Genomic DNA, 14,523 nt, shown 5'->3' on the forward strand with positions numbered 1-14,523 from the left:
TGCCGGCGGGCACGGGGGCTAGACTCGTGGGACCTTCGCAAGACCACAGGAGACCTGCCCATGCCCCCTAAGAACAGCATCTGTCTCTGGTACGACACCGATGCCGAAGAGGCGGCGAATTTCTATGCCAGGACCTTCCCAGACAGCCGGGTGATCGCCGTGCACAAGGCCCCCGGCGACTACCCGTCGGGCAAGCAGGGCGATGTGATCACCGTCGAATTCACGGTAATGGGCATCCCCTGCATCGGCCTCAACGGCGGCAAGGCGTTCAGCCACAGCGAGGCGTTCTCGTTCCAGGTGGCGACCGACAGCCAGGAGGAGACCGATCGTTATTGGAACGCCATCGTCGGCAACGGCGGCCAGGAGAGTGTGTGCGGTTGGTGCAAGGACAAATGGGGGCTGTCGTGGCAGATCAGCCCGCGTGTGCTGACCCAGGCCGTCGCCGGCAGCGACCGGGCGGCAGCCAAGCGGGCCTGGGAGGCGATGATGGACATGGGCAAGATCGACATCGCAACCATCGAGAAAGCCATCAAGGGATGAGCCGTGGACCATTGGTCTGAATCCAGCGCTTCGGCCAATAAAAACATATTTTGATGCTTAAATTACCCTTGTTGGGGGCCATCCACTTCGAGGGTGTCGTCATGAACATCAAGATTGCTGCACTGCTGTTGCTCGCCCTGTGCGCGCAGCCGCTATACAACCAGGCCTTGGCCAGCACCGATGCGCCCGCCGCCGAGCCTGCGGCACTGAGCACGCGCCTGGCGTTGCGCGATTTGTGGGTCGAGCATGTGTTCTGGGTGCGCAACTACGCCGTTGCCAACCAGGCCGGTAACAAGGCTCAGGCCGACACGGCGGCCAGGCAGGTGGTAAGCAACGCCACCACCATCGCCAACAGCCTGGCGCCGTTGTATGGCCAATCGGCGGCGGAGCAGATGCTCAAGCTGCTGGCCGGGCACTGGGGCGCGGTCAAGCATTACAGCGATGCCACGGTGGCCAGGGACAAGTCCGGGCAGCAGGCGGCGGTCAACGAGCTGTCGGGCAACGCCAAGGCCATCGCGGGGTTCCTGGCCAAGGCCAACCCCTACCTGCCCGAACCGACCTTGCTGACCCTGCTCAGTGCCCACGGCGGCCACCATGTGGCGCAGATCGACCAGCTGGCCGCCCGCGACTATGCCGGCGAAGCACAGACCTGGCAGATGATGCGCCAACACATGTTGGTGCTGGCCGATGCCCTGGCCGGGGCCTTGGTCAAGCAGTTCCCCGACAAGTTCTGAACAGGAGCCTGCGCCAATGCTGGAAGGATTGGGCCGTACCCAGCGTGACCTGCTCTATGCGCTGTTGCATCAGCCGGCGGGCATGAGCATCGATGACCTGGCCCAGGCGCTGGCAATCACCCGTACCGCGGTGCGCCAGCACCTGGCGGCGCTGGAGCGCGACGGCCTGGTGCAGCGCGGTGCCACCCGGCCCACCGGGCGCCGGCCAGAGCAACTGCACCAGCTCACCGAGCAGGCCCGCGAGCTGTTCCCGCGGCAGTACCCCCTGCTGGCTAACCTGCTGATCGACGAGGTCGCCGGCCTGCTTGGCAACGACGCGTTGCTGGCGCTGCTGCGTGGCCTGGGGCGCAAGCTGGCTGCCGACCTTGAGCAGGAGGTGGTCGATGAGGCGCGGATCGTGCAGCACATGAACCAGGCCGGCTATGAAGCGGCGGTGTTCTTCCGCTCCTCCGGTGAGCCGGAGATCGTCGCCCACAACTGCGTGTTCCATCACCTGGCCAAGGCGCACCCGTCGGTGTGCGAACTGGACCTGGCGCTGATCGGCGCCCTGGGGGGCGGCGAGGCGCAGCACCTGGAATGCATGCTGCGCGGTGGGCAGGTGTGCCGCTTCGCCGTCAGGCGTCCGAGCGAGGTTGGCGGGTCGCCTGCCAGCACAGCAAAGAGCCCAGGGTGACCAGCAGGGCACCCTGCCAGAACTGTAGGGCCAGGTGCGCGCCGAGCCACAGTGCGGCGAACGCCGACGACAGCACCGGGGCAAAGTACGAGGCGGTGGCCAGCAGGGTCAGGTTGCCGCGCAGGATGCCTAAGTTCCACAACGCGTAGCCGCCAGCAATGGACAGGCCCGCCCCGAGCAGTTCCAGGCTGGCGCCGGTACTGAAGGCCGGCAGCGTTTCTGCGCTGATGGCGTACTTGAGCCACAGCACCGCCGCAGTGAGCAGGAAGAACAGCACCACATGGTTCTGCCCGTCGGCGTAGCGGCGGGTGATGTTGCAGTACAGCGCGAAGGTGATCGCGCAGCTGGCCGCCAGGCTATAGCCCAACGGGTTGGAGCGGATGTTGGCGAGCACGCTGGCCAGCGACAGGCCATCGCTGCCGACCACCCAAAGGATGCCGAGCAGTGCCAGCGCGGTGCCTGGCACGATGTACCAGCGCGCCGCCTGGCGGTTCATCACGATCGCCAGCAGCACGGTCAGGCTCGGCCACAGGTAGTTGACCACCATCAGCTGGATCGCCTGGGTGCTGTCCAGGGCATAGCCTAGCGCCAGTGACAGGCAAATCTCGTAGGCAACGAACAGCGCCGAGCCGCCGAGCAGGTACCAGGGCGAGGCCTTGCGCAAACGTGGCTTGCCCAGCAATACCAGCAGCAACAGCGCGCCCAGGGTGTAGATCAGCGCCGCGCCGCCAATGGCGCCGAAATGCTGGCTGACGCTGCGGATCAGGCCCGAGGCGGTACTCCACAGCAGAATGGCGGCGAGGCCGCAGAGGGTGGCGTTGCGTCCGGTAATCCTGGCCATGGGCGGGCTCGCTGGAAAAGGCGCGGAGTCTAACCGGGTAGACAGTTTGTATCCAAGCCTGGCGACAGAGCAGGAGGGGGCGGCGCATCCCTGCGCCTGGAAATATCAGAAGCTGTACTTGGCGGTCAGCATGAAGTTGCGTGGGTCGCCAAAGGTATCGCCACCGTAGTCCACTGAATCGGAAATCGACGAGTAGTAGTGCTTGTCGAACACGTTGTTGGCGTTGAGCTGCAGGTCCAGATGCGGGCTGACCTGGTAGCCGGCCATCAGGTCGGTAACCGCATAGCCGCCCTGGATCAGCCGATAGCTGCTGCCATCGGCCAGGGCGATGTCGTTGTACATGCGGCTCTGCCAGGTGACGCCGCCACCCACGCGCAGTTTTTCCAGCGGGCCCTGGAAGCGGTACGTGGTGTACAGCTTGAACTGGTGCTCGGGGGTGTCGGAGTTGAGTGGTTTGTTGATGTTCTGCGGGTTGTTCTGGTCCTTGACGGTGTGCACGCGGGCATAGGTATAGCCACCACCGATTTGCCACTGCTCGGTCAGCGCGCCCTGCAGTTCGAAGTCGATGCCCTGGCTGCGCACCTCGCCGGAGGCCTGGTAGCAGCTCAGCTGCGGGCAGTTCGGCAGTTTCACCTCGACCTGGCGGTTTTCCTGGTCGATGCGGAACACCGCCAGGCTGGCGTTCAGTGCGCCGTCGAAGTACTCGCCCTTGATGCCGACCTCGTAGTTCTTGCCGACGATCGGCGTTACCGGTTTGCCGGAGCCGTCGCGCCCGTCCTGCGGGGTGAAGATGTCGGTGTAGCTGACGTAGACCGAGTGCTGGTCATCCAGGTCGTAGATCAGGCCGCCGTAGCGGGTGACCTTGCGGGTGACCTTGTAGTCGCCGGCGTCGTTGTCGCGCTGGTCGTAGTCGTACCAGTCCAGGCGCCCGCCGAGGATCAGCTTGAGCGGGTCGGCCAGGCTCAGGCGGGTGGTGCTGTAGACGCCTTCCTGGTTGATCAGGTAGCGGTTGTTGCTGGTGTGCACGAAGCCGGGCTTGCCGCCACCGAGGGGGTAGTCGGTGTTGTACGGGCTGTAGTTGTCCTCGTTCATGTCGTAGAGGCGCTTGCTGGCGCCGACCACCAGTTCGTGGGTGCGGCCCAGGGCCTGGAACGGGCCGCTGGCAAAGGCATCCAGGCCCAGCTGGTTCTCGTCGTGTTTCGACTGGTAGACCGTCCGGCTCAGGGTCTTGGCGGCGTTCCAGCGCGACTGGTACGAGCCGCGGAACAGCGCGTCCTGTTCGCTGTAGTTGGCGTTGACCTGCAGCTTCCAGTCGTTGGCCAGGCGGTGGCGCACTTCGGCGAACAGGGTGTTGATCTCCTGGTCCTTGTTCTCCCAGTCGGTGCCCGGGTTGTACGAGCGCGACACGTCCAGGTGATGGCCGCCGAGGTCGCTGGGGATGGCGCCCCAGAAGAAGTTGGTCTTGTCCTTCTGGTGGGAGAAACCGAGGGTGAGGGTGGTGTCTTCGCTCAGGTCGGCTTCGGTGATGGCGTAGAACAGGCCGTGATCTTCTTCCTGGCCATCGCGAAAGCCGTTGGCGTCGCGGTATGAGGTGACCACTCGGCCGCGCAGGGTGCCGCTGTCGTTGAGCGGGCTGGAGGCGTCGAGTTCGCCGCGGTAGTTGTCCCAGCTGCCGGCGGCGCCGGTCAGGGTGACTTTCTGCTCGGCCAATGGGCGCTTGCGCACCAGGTTGATGGCGGCCGAGGGGGTGCCGGCGCCGGTGACCAGGCCGGTGGAGCCGCGCACCACTTCCACCCGATCGAACATCGCCAGGTTCGGCTGGGCGCCGACCACCCAGCCGGTGTACGCGCTGGGGATGCCGTCGTACATGATGTTGTCGACGTCAAAGCCGCGAGCGGTGTAGGTCTGGCGGCCCGGGCCGTTGGACTGGTTGAGGAACAGGCCCGGCGTGTACTTGGCCACATCGTTGATGCTGGTCATGGCCTGGTCGTCCATGCGCTGGCGCGTGATCACGGTCACCGACTGGGGTGTTTCGCGCATGGTCAGTGGCAGCTTGGTAGCGGTGGACATGGCCCCGGTGGTGTACGACTGCGAACCTTCGGTGGTGCTACCCAGGCGGCTGTCGTTAATGGCCGTGGCCCCCAGTTCGAGCACGGCCGGTGCATCGGTTTGCGGCGGTTCGGCGGCGACTGCCAGGGGCAGGGAGGCCATGCAGACAGCCATGGCCAGCAGGTTGCGCGTGGGCGTGAAGCGGCGGGGCAAGCGAAGCGGAGACATGCCGGGCTTTATCCTTATTACTAGTGCTTATGAGAACGATTAGCAATAAGTCTGTCAGGATTTCTCGCGCGCTCATAGCCCGGCCGGATATGAATTTGACGTTTTTTTCACAATTACCATTCGAGCGAATGGTTTTTGCAGGGCTGACGCACGCTGCTCAAGCCTCGGCGGAAGGCGACCTGAGAGGCCGCGCGGGGCTGGCGGTGATCTGTTTGCCACGCTGTTGCGCCACTTCCCGTGCCTGGCCGTCCCGCTGCTTGCCGTGGCGCGCCTGGCCCACCAGTTGCGGAATCAGCGGCCCTTCCGGCAGGTGGCGCCAGAACCGCCCGGGCAGATGCTGGCGCAAGGCATCAGGGTTGAGCCGGGCCGGGTTGAAGGTGTGGCGGTAATAGGTCAGCCACAGCTCGGCATCGGGGTCTTCGGCCGTGCGTGCCCATTGCTGCCAGGCTTCTGGGCAGCGCCGCTGGTATTCGAGCGACGTACCGTCGTAGCGCACGCCGTCGCGAGGCGTGGCGATCAACCAGCGCTGGCGCCCCAGGCGCTCGGCAAAGTGGCCGCTGGCGCTGTCGAGGATGTCGTGGGCCGGTTCGTGGTAGGCCACCAGGTCCAGCTGCAGGTGTTCGGCCAGCGCCGCAGGCAGTGGTACGAAGCGCACGAAGGCATGCAGGTGATGGGCTTCGCGGCCGACCTGCTTGATGCGCCGTTGCAGCTCGCTGCCCAGGCGGTCGCCGGCGAGCATGGCGGTGCGGTCGCCATGGGCGACGCGCCAGAGCACTTCGTACAGCAGGTTCCAGCGCTGTTCACCGCGGTAGCGCCCGGCCTGCTCCAGTTGGGCCAGCAAGGCCGCCGGCACCCGGGCATGGAAGGGGCCTGGGCCTTCGGGCAGCGCCTCTGGGACGGCCAGCAGGTCGTTCATCGGGCCCTGGCTCCAGGTGACTTCGGCCGGGTCGATACCGTGGCCGAGCAGGCGCCTGGCCTGGTCGCGCCAGGTGGCGAAGCAGTCGTCGCAATCGAGCGCGATCACCCCCACAACCCCATCTGCACGGGGGCCTGGGGTTCGCGCAGGCGCTCGCGCAACAGCCCGCTGCGCAGTTCGGCCTGGGCCGGTCGGTAGTCGCTGGTGACGATGAACGGGCGGGCTTTTTCCAGCACGCAGCGCAGCTGGATCAGGTCGTCGTAGCGGATCCGCCGTTCGCGGCGCAGGGCCACCATGCGTTGCACGCTGCGCAGGCCGATGCCGGGGATGCGTGCCAGCAGCGCCGGTTCTGCGCGGTTGACGTCGAGCGGGAACACCTCGCGGTTGGCCAGCGCCCAGGCCAGTTTCGGGTCGATGTCCAGCGCCAGGTTGCCGCTTGCGCCCAGCAGTTCGCCGGCCTTGTAGCCATAGCCGCGCAACAGGAAGTCGGCCTGGTACAGGCGGTGCTCGCGCAGCAGTGGCGGGGCCGCCAGGGGCACGCTGGCGGGGCTGTCGGGGATCGGGCTGAAGGCCGAGTAGTACACGCGCTTGAGGCCGTAGCCCTGGTACAGCGATTCGGCGTTGCGCAGCAGGGTGCTGTCGTCGGTGGCGTCGGCGCCGACGATCACCTGGGTGCTCTGCCCGGCGGGGGTGAAGCGCGGCGCCCGGGGCTCGTTGGCCACCGCTTGCTGGCCCTGATGGATCACGCCCATGGCCTGGCGGATGGTGCTGGCCTGCTTCTCCGGGGCCAGGCGCTGGAGGCTGGCGTCGGTGGGCAGTTCGATATTGACACTGAGCCGGTCGGCCAGGCGCCCGGCCTCCTCGATCAGCAGCGGGTCGGCATCCGGGATGGTCTTGAGGTGGATGTAGCCACGGAAGTTGTGCTCTTCGCGCAGCAGGCGCGCCACCCGGATCAGTTGCTCCATGGTGTAGTCGGCCGAGCGGATGATCCCGGAGCTCAAAAACAGCCCGCTGATGCAGTTGCGCCGGTAGAAATCCAGGGTCAGGCGCACCACTTCCTCAGGGCTGAAGCGTGCCCGCGGCACGTTGCTGGAGCGGCGATTGACGCAGTATTGGCAGTCGTACAGGCAGAAGTTGGTCAGCAGCACCTTGAGCAGCGACACGCAGCGCCCGTCGGGGGTGTAGCTGTGGCAAATGCCTGTTCCGTCGGTGGCGCCCAGCCCCTCACGGCCACGCGAACCGCGCTTGGGCGCACCGCTGCTGGCGCAGGAAGCGTCGTATTTGGCGGCGTCGGCGAGGATGCCGAGTTTGGCGATGAGCTGCATGGGATGATCCGAAATACTGAATATTCATACAGTATTTCGGGATTGAGCTGATGGCAAGTGTCCGTTGTCGAGACTTGCGGCATCAGCGTTGCCCTGTCGCTGCCAAGTCGCGATGGCCAACCGCAGCGCCCACAGACGCCTACCCGACTGTTTTACTCGGCTAAGCTTCATTTCAGTTTGTTTCAGGCTCACGACTCATTGAAAGGGTGCGCACATGAAGATCGTCGGTAAATCCCCATGGGCCCTGGCGGCCCTGTGCCTGGCCATGGGCCTGGCGACCGCCCAGGCTGCCGAGAGCAAGAAGGTCGATGTGATGTTGGTGGGCGGCGGCATCATGAGTTCCACCCTTGCCGTGTGGCTCAACGAGCTGGAGCCGGGCTGGTCGATGGAAATGGTCGAGCGCCTGGACAAGGTTGCCGAAGAAAGCTCCAACGGCTGGAACAACGCCGGCACCGGGCACTCGGCGCTGGCCGAGCTCAACTACACGCCGGAGAAGGACGGCAAGATCGACATCAGCAAGGCGGTGGAGATCAACGAATCGTTCCAGATCACCCGGCAGTTCCTCGCCTGGCAGGTGAAGCAGGGGGTGCTGAAGAACCCACGCTCCTTCATCAACACCACCCCGCACATGAGTTTCGTCTGGGGCGACGACAACATCCGCTTCCTGCGCAAACGCTACGAGGCACTGCAGGCCAGCCCGCTGTTCAAGCCCATGCAGTATTCCGAAGACCACGCGCAGATCGCCAAGTGGGTGCCGCTGATGATGGAAGGGCGCGACCCCAACCAGAAGCTCGCGGTGACCTGGACGCCGATCGGCACCGACGTCAACTTTGGCGAGATCACCCGCCAGTACGTGGGCTACCTGCAGACCCGGCCGAACTTCGACCTCAAGCTGTCCACCGAGGTCGAGAACATCACCCGCAACGACGATGGCAGCTGGCACGTCGAGTACAAGAGCCTCAAAGATGGCAGCACCGCCGCCACCGACGCCAAGTTCCTGTTCATCGGTGCCGGCGGCGCCGCGCTGCCGTTGCTGCAGAAGTCCGGCATCGACGAGGCCAAGGACTATGCCGGCTTCCCGGTGGGCGGCTCGTTCCTGGTCACCGACAACCCGGCCATCGCCCAACGCCACATGGCCAAGGCCTACGGCATCGCCGCCACCGGTGCGCCGCCGATGTCGGTGCCGCACCTGGATACCCGGGTGCTCGATGGCAAGCGGATGATCCTGTTCGGGCCGTTCGCCACCTTCTCCACCAAGTTCCTCAAGCAGGGTTCGCTGCTGGACCTGCTGGGCAGCACCACGATCCATAACACCTGGCCCATGGTGCGGGTCGGGGTGCGCGAGTTCGACCTGGTGCAGTACCTGGTCGGCCAGGTGCTGCAGTCCGACGATGACCGCTTTGCCGCGCTGCAGACTTATTTCCCCGAGGCCAAGCCTGCGGACTGGCGCCTGTGGCAGGCCGGGCAGCGGGTGCAGATCATCAAGAAGGACGAGAACCAGGGCGGGGTGCTCAAGCTGGGTACCGAGATCGTCACCGCCAAGGACGGCAGCATCGCCGGGCTGCTGGGCGCCTCGCCCGGGGCCTCGACTGCGCCGCCGATCATGCTCGACCTGCTGGGCAAGGTGTTCAAGGACAAACTGGCCACGCCCGAATGGCAGGCCAAGGTCAGGCAGATCATCCCGTCGTATGGCATCCGCCTGAACGAACACCCGGACAAGGTGCAGGAGGAGTGGGACTACACCAGTGCAGTGCTGCAGTTGGCGCCGCCCAGTGAGGTTGCCGCGCCCTGACTCAGCCTTGAGACCGCTTTGCGGTCTTTTCGCTGGCAAGCCGGCTCCCACCTCGACCGCGCTGGCCTCAAGCCCTGCGCGATCGGAGTGGGAGCCGGCTTGACGGCGATGGGGCCGTAGCGCATCCAGCGTCTTTACGCACCGACCTGCGCCGCCACCTCCCGCACCTGCTGACGAAACCAGCGCCGCAACGGATCGGCATGGGTTCGTTCATGCCAGATCTGCATCACCTCCACCTGTGGCAGCGCCAGCGGCAGCGGGTGGATGCACAGTTCGGCGTCGCGCTCGAGCGCATCGACGGCCAGGGAGCGCAGGCAAGTCAGCAGCAGGTCGGTGCCACTGACCAGTCGCGTCGGGGCGATGAAGCTGGACAGCCCAGCGACAATCCGCCGCTCATGGCCCAGGGCGCGCAAGGCGCGGTCGACACGGCCGTCGAGGTCGCCGGTCAGGGTGGTGATCAGGTGCTCGCAGGCGACGAAGGCCTCAAGGCTCAAGCCGTCGGTCAGCCTTGGGTTGCCCCGTGAAGCCAGCACCACGAAGTCCTCGCCAAGCAGCCGCTGCTGGTGAAAGGTGTCTGGCAGGCCGGTGTAGAAACCGGCGATGGCCAGGTCGCAGGTGCCTTTCTCCAGCGCCTCGCGGGGCAATTCGCCACGGGTGTTGTGGGTGACCAGGGTGAGGTTTGGTGCCTGGCTGCGCAGGATCGGCAGCAACCTGGGCAGCAACGTCTGCTCGAGGTAGTCGGTGCTGTACAGGTGCAGGCGGGCAGGGCGGGCGAGGAAGTTCTCGCCATCGCAGCGCTCGAAGAAGCTTTGCAGTTGACCAATCAGCACCTGCACCTGCGGCGCCAGTTCATGGGCCCGGGGCGTAGGCGTGAGCCCGCGTGGCGCGCGGACGAACAGCGGGTCGCCGAACTGGTGACGCAACTTGTTCAGCTTGTGGCTCAGCGCCGGCTGGCTGAGGGCCATGCGCTCGGCGGCACGGGAGGCGTTGCGCTCCTCGTAGAGCACCTGGAACAGGTGCAGCAGGTTGAGGTCTTTGTTGGTGATATTCATATTTTGAATCGTAGGAATAAGTGCTTTCGAATTATCGAATCCTAACGCGGTGGCTAGCATGGGCCCAGTCAATTCGAACCTGCACGGAACATACCCATGTCCATCGCCATTTTCGCCACGATCCACCCCAGCCCCGAGCACTATCAGGCAGCCGCCCAGGCCCTGCAGCTGATGGTTGAACACAGCCGTGCCGAGCCCGGCAACCTGCGCTATGACCTGTTTGTCCGCGAGGGTGAGCCCTTGGCATTCGAGCTGTTCGAGCTGTACGTCGATGAGGCTGCGGTCGAGGCGCATCGTAGCAGCGCTCATTACCAGGCCTACCGCGCCGCCACTGGCGCGTGGCTGGCCGCGCCTACCCAGGTAAAACTGGCCCGCCCACTGAACCTCGCACCCTTCAACTGATCAGGACATCTGCATGAAAATCTTCACACCCGTCGCCCTGGCCAGCGCACTGGTGGCCGGTGCTGCCGTCGCCGCGCCCAAGGGCGAAGTGCTGGTGCTGCTGTCCAGCGAACACCAGCTGGCGCTCCAGGATGGCAAGCAATACGCCACGGGCTATTACCTCAACGAATTCGGCGTGCCTGCCGACCAGTTGCTCAAGGCGGGCTACTCGCTGGTGCTGGTCACGCCCAAGGGCAATGCGCCGCGGGTAGACGAGCGTTCGATCGACCCGATGTACTTCGGCGGCGACAAGGCCGAGATGCAGCGCATCCGCCAGGTGGTCGAGGGCTTGCCGGGCATCCATGACACGCTGTCGGTAAAGGAAGTGCTGGCCGGTGACCTTGATCGCTACGCCGGGATCTTCATCCCGGGCGGCCATGCACCGCTGATCGACCTGGCCAACAACCCAGAGGTCGGTGCCTTGCTGCGCCATTTCCATCAGGGCGGCAAGCCCACTGCCGCCATCTGCCATGGCCCGATCACCTTGCTCTCGGCGCAGCAGGACCCGGCGGCCTACCGCGCTGCCCTGGCCCGTGGTGAAACCCCGGCGGCCAGCGACTGGAGCTTTCAGGGCTACCGCATGACCATCTTCTCCGACCCCGAGGAGCAGGTGTTCGAAGGCTCGCTCAAGGGTGAGCGCCTGCAGTTCTACCCGGCCAAGGCCATGGCAGGCGCGGGTGGCAACATGAGCTATGCCGAGGCCTGGCAGCCGCATGTTGTAGTCGATCGCGAACTGATCACCGGGCAGAACCCGTTCTCCGACAAGGCCTTGGCCAAGGCACTGCTGGAGCAGTTGGCGCGAGCCAGGAAGTAACGGTGCTTGAAGCGCTGAGGCCGGCGCGCCGCTGGTTGCTCAGCGCTTGGCTGGCCTGGTCAGGGCATCCACCATCAGCACCGCTGCGCCGGCCATGATGGCGATATCCGCCAGGTTGAACACGCCGGTGTGCAGCGTGCCGATGTTGAGCACCAGGTAGTCGACCACATGCCCCTCGCGAAACACCCGGTCGATCAAGTTGGACAGCCCGCCCACGGCGATGAACCAGGCGGCGAAGGCCTTGATCGGCGCCGCTTGCCAGTGCCTGAACGCCCAGACGCTGGCCCAGCAGCACACCGCGCCCACGGCGACCACGAAGATCAGTTGCTTGAGCAGCGCCGGCATGCCGGCACCCAGGCTGAGGAAGGCGCCGGGGTTGAGGCTCAGGGCCAGGTCGAGCCAGATGCTCTGGTTGCCCAGGACATAGCTGTGGTTATCGAGGGCTACCAGGGCGATCAGCTTCACCCACTGGTCAATGATGATGAAGGCAACGCCCAGGACGAGGACGAGGGTACGGCTGGAGAACATGGTGGCAATTCCTTTGCTGCACGGGTGCGGCCGTCCGGTAGTGGCGGGTGTGCCGGCAGCGCGGCGAAGATAGCGCAGGCGGGTCTAGACTTAAAGCCCGGGCCCGGTTCTGCTGCGGGCCTATCATCGATCCGACCACCGCCCCGGACCGGACGTCGCCGACGGTGGCCTTCCTGTAGAGGAGGTCAGGTCATGGACGAGGCAAGGCTTCACGAATTCATGGGCAAGCTGGTGGGCGACATGGGCGCGGCGGCGACCCTGGCCAACGTGGTGCTGGGCGACGAGCTCGGCCTGTACCGGGCGATGGCCGACAGCCAGCCGGTCAGCCCCGAGGTGCTTGCCGAGCGCACCGGGTGCCAGCCGCGGCTGGTGCGCGAATGGCTCAATGGCCAGGCCGCGGCGGGTTACGTGGTGCACGATCAAGGCAATTTCACCCTGCCTGAAGAGCAGGCCATGACCCTGGCGCTGGAAGACTCGCCGGCCTACATGGCCGGCGGCGCGGCGGTGCTGGCGGCGCTGTTCCACGACAAGGACAAGCTGGTGAAGGCCATGCGCGGTGACGGCGCGCTGGCCTGGGGTGACCACCACCCGTGCATGTTCAGTGGCACCGAACGGTTTTTCCGCCCGGGCTATCGCACCTTCCTGGTGGCCGATTGGCTGCCGGCGCTGGAAGGCGTGGTCAGCAAGCTGCAGGCCGGCGCGCAGGTGGCGGATGTGGGCTGCGGTCATGGTGCCTCCACCATCGTCATGGCCCAGGCGTTCCCACAATCGCACTTTGTCGGCTATGACTATCACGCGCCTTCGGTGGCCACCGCCATCGAACGGGCACGGGACGCCGGAGTGGGCGGGCAGGTGAGCTTCCAGCAGGCGTCGGCCAAGGACTACCCCGGCCAAGATCTGGACCTGGTGTGCTTCTTCGATTGCCTGCATGACATGGGCGACCCGGTTGGCGCGGCGCGGCATGCGTACAAGGCACTGAAGGCGGATGGCACGGTGATGCTGGTGGAGCCGTTCGCCGAGGACAGCCTGGACGCCAACATCAACCCGGTGGGGCGATTGTTCTATGCCGCGTCGACCTTCATCTGCACGCCCAATTCACTGTCCCAGGAAGTTGGGCTGGGACTGGGGGCGCAGGCAGGGGAGGCACGCTTGCGTGCGGTGTTCGAGGAGGCGGGGTTCAGCCGGTTCCGGCGGGCGACGCAGACGCCGTTCAACCTGATTCTGGAGGCACGCAAGTAATGCGTAAGCCTGCATCGGCCTGATCGCGGGGCAAGCCCGCTCCCACGAGGCTGTGACTGCGCAGAAAGAGAAGGGGCGCCATCTGGCGCCCCTTCTTGTTGCTGCTTAGGCTTGCGCGTCCCAGGGACGGTCGCCTTTTTCATCCTTGACGCGGGTCGGCAGGCCCATCACGTCCAGCGCCTTGAGGAACGGCTCGGCCGGCAGTTCCTCGACGTTGACCATGCGGCCGGCGTCCCACTCACCGCGGGCGACCAGCAGGGCAGCAGCCACTGGCGGTACGCCGGCGGTGTACGAGATGCCCTGGCTGTCGGTCTCGGCGTAGGCTTCTTCGTGGTCAGCCACGTTGTAGATGAACACTTCGCGCGGCTGGCCGTCCTTGGTGCCCTTGACCAGGTCGCCGATGCAGGTCTTGCCGGTGTAGCCCGGGGCCAGCGAGGCCGGGTCGGGCAGCACGGCCTTGACCACTTTGAGCGGCACCACTTCCAGGCCTTCGGCGGTTTTCACCGGTTGCTCGCTGAGCAGGCCCAGGTTCTTCAGCACGGTGAACACATTGATGTAGTGCTCGCCGAAGCTCATCCAGAAGCGCACGTTCGGCACGTTCAGGTTCTTCGAGATCGAGTGCACTTCGTCGTGGCCGGTGAGGTACAGGTTCTGCGAACCCACCACCGGCAAGTCGTCGGTGCGCTTGACTTCGAACATGGTGTTGCTGGTCCACTGGCTGTTCTGCCAGCTCCATACTTGCCCGGTGAACTCGCGGAAGTTGATTTCCGGGTCGAAGTTGGTGGCGAAGTACTTGCCGTGGGAACCGGCATTGACGTCGAGGATGTCGATCGAATCAATGCGGTCGAAATACTGCTGCTGCGCAAGTTTTGCGTAGCTGTTCACCACACCCGGGTCGAAGCCGACACCAAGAATGGCGGTAATGTTCTTCTGCTGGCATTCCTCGAGGTGTTTCCACTCGTAGTTGCCGTACCAGGGCGGGGTTTCGCAGATCTTGCCCGGTTCTTCGTGAATCGCGGTGTCCAGGTAGGCGACACCGGTATCGATGCAGGCACGCAGCACCGACATGTTGAGGAAGGCGGAACCAACGTTGATCACGATCTGCGATTCGGTCTCGCGGATCAGCGCCTTGGTCGCCTCGACATCGAGGGCATTGAGCGAGAAGGCCTGAATGTCGGCGGGTACCTTGAGGCTACCCTTGGCCTTGACGCTGTCGATGATGGCCTGGCATTTGGAGATGTTCCGTGACGCAATCGCAATACGACCCAGTTCGTCGTTATGCTGTGCGCACTTGTGGGCCACCACCTTGGCGACACCTCCTGCACCAATGATAAGAACGTTCTTCTTCAAT

14 protein-coding genes are annotated in these 14,523 nt (G+C 65.1%); 7 read left to right on the forward strand and 7 right to left on the reverse strand.

From position 1 onward, the window contains the following. Nucleotides 1-60 precede the first annotated feature (60 nt). The 3 genes from ACQ4N9_RS09260 to ACQ4N9_RS09270 all read left to right on the forward strand — a co-directional run bounded on the left by ACQ4N9_RS09260 (nt 61) and on the right by ACQ4N9_RS09270 (nt 1,947). Nucleotides 61-540 (forward strand): VOC family protein, encoded by a 480-nt coding sequence (locus ACQ4N9_RS09260; protein ID WP_390967790.1) that lies wholly within the window; start codon nt 61-63, stop codon nt 538-540. 101 nt (nt 541-641) lie between these two features. Next, nucleotides 642-1,274, forward strand: coding sequence for a hypothetical protein (locus tag ACQ4N9_RS09265; RefSeq protein ID WP_390967791.1), 633 nt, complete (start codon nt 642-644; stop codon nt 1,272-1,274). 16 nt (nt 1,275-1,290) lie between these two features. Further along, a complete protein-coding gene (locus tag ACQ4N9_RS09270) occupies nt 1,291-1,947 on the forward strand; it encodes a helix-turn-helix transcriptional regulator (RefSeq protein WP_390967792.1) in 657 nt (218 codons plus the stop codon). On the opposite strand, the gene yddG is transcribed toward ACQ4N9_RS09270, so the two are convergent. The 4 genes from yddG to ACQ4N9_RS09290 all read right to left on the reverse strand — a co-directional run bounded on the left by yddG (nt 1,889) and on the right by ACQ4N9_RS09290 (nt 7,306). Beyond that, nucleotides 1,889-2,788: an aromatic amino acid DMT transporter YddG gene (gene yddG / locus ACQ4N9_RS09275; protein ID WP_390967793.1), complete on the reverse strand. Its 900-nt coding sequence runs from the start codon at nt 2,786-2,788 to the stop codon at nt 1,889-1,891. The genes ACQ4N9_RS09270 and yddG overlap by 59 nt on opposite strands. Nucleotides 2,789-2,893: 105 nt before the next feature. Further along, a complete protein-coding gene (locus ACQ4N9_RS09280) occupies nt 2,894-5,065 on the reverse strand; it encodes a TonB-dependent siderophore receptor (protein ID WP_390967794.1) in 2,172 nt (723 codons plus the stop codon). A 157-nt stretch (nt 5,066-5,222) separates the two neighbouring features. After that, entirely contained in the window at nt 5,223-6,095 is an 873-nt protein-coding gene (locus ACQ4N9_RS09285; RefSeq protein ID WP_390967796.1) for a TIGR03915 family putative DNA repair protein, read from the reverse strand. Next, a complete protein-coding gene (locus ACQ4N9_RS09290) occupies nt 6,086-7,306 on the reverse strand; it encodes a putative DNA modification/repair radical SAM protein (protein ID WP_390967797.1) in 1,221 nt (406 codons plus the stop codon). Before ACQ4N9_RS09290 ends, ACQ4N9_RS09285 begins: the two co-directional genes overlap by 10 nt. Before the next feature lie 214 nt (nt 7,307-7,520). Here ACQ4N9_RS09290 and mqo point away from each other — a divergent pair, with 214 nt between their 5' ends. Then, nucleotides 7,521-9,098 carry a malate dehydrogenase (quinone) gene (gene mqo, locus ACQ4N9_RS09295; RefSeq protein ID WP_390967798.1) on the forward strand — a complete coding sequence of 526 codons (1,578 nt, stop codon included), beginning with the start codon at nt 7,521-7,523 and terminating at the stop codon, nt 9,096-9,098. Nucleotides 9,099-9,232: 134 nt separating this feature from the next. On the opposite strand, the gene ACQ4N9_RS09300 is transcribed toward mqo, so the two are convergent. Beyond that, nucleotides 9,233-10,150 (reverse strand): LysR family transcriptional regulator, encoded by a 918-nt coding sequence (locus tag ACQ4N9_RS09300; protein WP_347149690.1) that lies wholly within the window; start codon nt 10,148-10,150, stop codon nt 9,233-9,235. A gap of 96 nt (nt 10,151-10,246) precedes the next feature. Here ACQ4N9_RS09300 and ACQ4N9_RS09305 point away from each other — a divergent pair, with 96 nt between their 5' ends. Beyond that, nucleotides 10,247-10,552, forward strand: a complete 306-nt coding sequence (locus tag ACQ4N9_RS09305; RefSeq protein WP_347149689.1) for a putative quinol monooxygenase — start codon at nt 10,247-10,249, stop codon at nt 10,550-10,552. 13 nt (nt 10,553-10,565) lie between these two features. Further along, on the forward strand, nt 10,566-11,405 hold the full coding sequence (locus ACQ4N9_RS09310; RefSeq protein ID WP_390967799.1) for a type 1 glutamine amidotransferase domain-containing protein: 840 nt from the start codon (nt 10,566-10,568) through the stop codon (nt 11,403-11,405). Between the two features lie 39 nt (nt 11,406-11,444). Here the strand turns inward: ACQ4N9_RS09310 and ACQ4N9_RS09315 are convergent, their stop codons facing one another. Beyond that, nucleotides 11,445-11,933: a signal peptidase II gene (locus tag ACQ4N9_RS09315; protein ID WP_125464693.1), complete on the reverse strand. Its 489-nt coding sequence runs from the start codon at nt 11,931-11,933 to the stop codon at nt 11,445-11,447. Between the two features lie 192 nt (nt 11,934-12,125). On the opposite strand from ACQ4N9_RS09315, the gene ACQ4N9_RS09320 reads away from it, so the two are divergent. Next, a complete protein-coding gene (locus ACQ4N9_RS09320; protein ID WP_390967800.1) occupies nt 12,126-13,172 on the forward strand; it encodes a class I SAM-dependent methyltransferase in 1,047 nt (348 codons plus the stop codon). A gap of 105 nt (nt 13,173-13,277) precedes the next feature. Here ACQ4N9_RS09320 and ACQ4N9_RS09325 read toward each other — a convergent pair whose 3' ends face one another. Then, a complete protein-coding gene (locus ACQ4N9_RS09325; RefSeq protein WP_125464691.1) occupies nt 13,278-14,522 on the reverse strand; it encodes a saccharopine dehydrogenase family protein in 1,245 nt (414 codons plus the stop codon). Nucleotide 14,523: the final 1 nt, after the last annotated feature.

The organism is Pseudomonas sp. ES1 (assembly GCF_050586605.1).
GTDB classification, from domain to species: Bacteria; Pseudomonadota; Gammaproteobacteria; order Pseudomonadales; family Pseudomonadaceae; genus Aquipseudomonas; species Aquipseudomonas sichuanensis.

Coding starts and splice junctions, on each gene's coding strand:
- ACQ4N9_RS09260 (WP_390967790.1), top strand. CDS start 61: ATGCCCCCTAAGAACAGCATCTGTCTCTGGTACGACACCGATGCCGAA.
- ACQ4N9_RS09265 (WP_390967791.1), top strand. CDS start 642: ATGAACATCAAGATTGCTGCACTGCTGTTGCTCGCCCTGTGCGCGCAG.
- ACQ4N9_RS09270 (WP_390967792.1), top strand. CDS start 1,291: ATGCTGGAAGGATTGGGCCGTACCCAGCGTGACCTGCTCTATGCGCTG.
- yddG (WP_390967793.1), bottom strand. CDS start 2,788: ATGGCCAGGATTACCGGACGCAACGCCACCCTCTGCGGCCTCGCCGCC.
- ACQ4N9_RS09280 (WP_390967794.1), bottom strand. CDS start 5,065: ATGTCTCCGCTTCGCTTGCCCCGCCGCTTCACGCCCACGCGCAACCTG.
- ACQ4N9_RS09290 (WP_390967797.1), bottom strand. CDS start 7,306: ATGCAGCTCATCGCCAAACTCGGCATCCTCGCCGACGCCGCCAAATAC.
- mqo (WP_390967798.1), top strand. CDS start 7,521: ATGAAGATCGTCGGTAAATCCCCATGGGCCCTGGCGGCCCTGTGCCTG.
- ACQ4N9_RS09300 (WP_347149690.1), bottom strand. CDS start 10,150: ATGAATATCACCAACAAAGACCTCAACCTGCTGCACCTGTTCCAGGTG.
- ACQ4N9_RS09305 (WP_347149689.1), top strand. CDS start 10,247: ATGTCCATCGCCATTTTCGCCACGATCCACCCCAGCCCCGAGCACTAT.
- ACQ4N9_RS09310 (WP_390967799.1), top strand. CDS start 10,566: ATGAAAATCTTCACACCCGTCGCCCTGGCCAGCGCACTGGTGGCCGGT.
- ACQ4N9_RS09315 (WP_125464693.1), bottom strand. CDS start 11,933: ATGTTCTCCAGCCGTACCCTCGTCCTCGTCCTGGGCGTTGCCTTCATC.
- ACQ4N9_RS09320 (WP_390967800.1), top strand. CDS start 12,126: ATGGACGAGGCAAGGCTTCACGAATTCATGGGCAAGCTGGTGGGCGAC.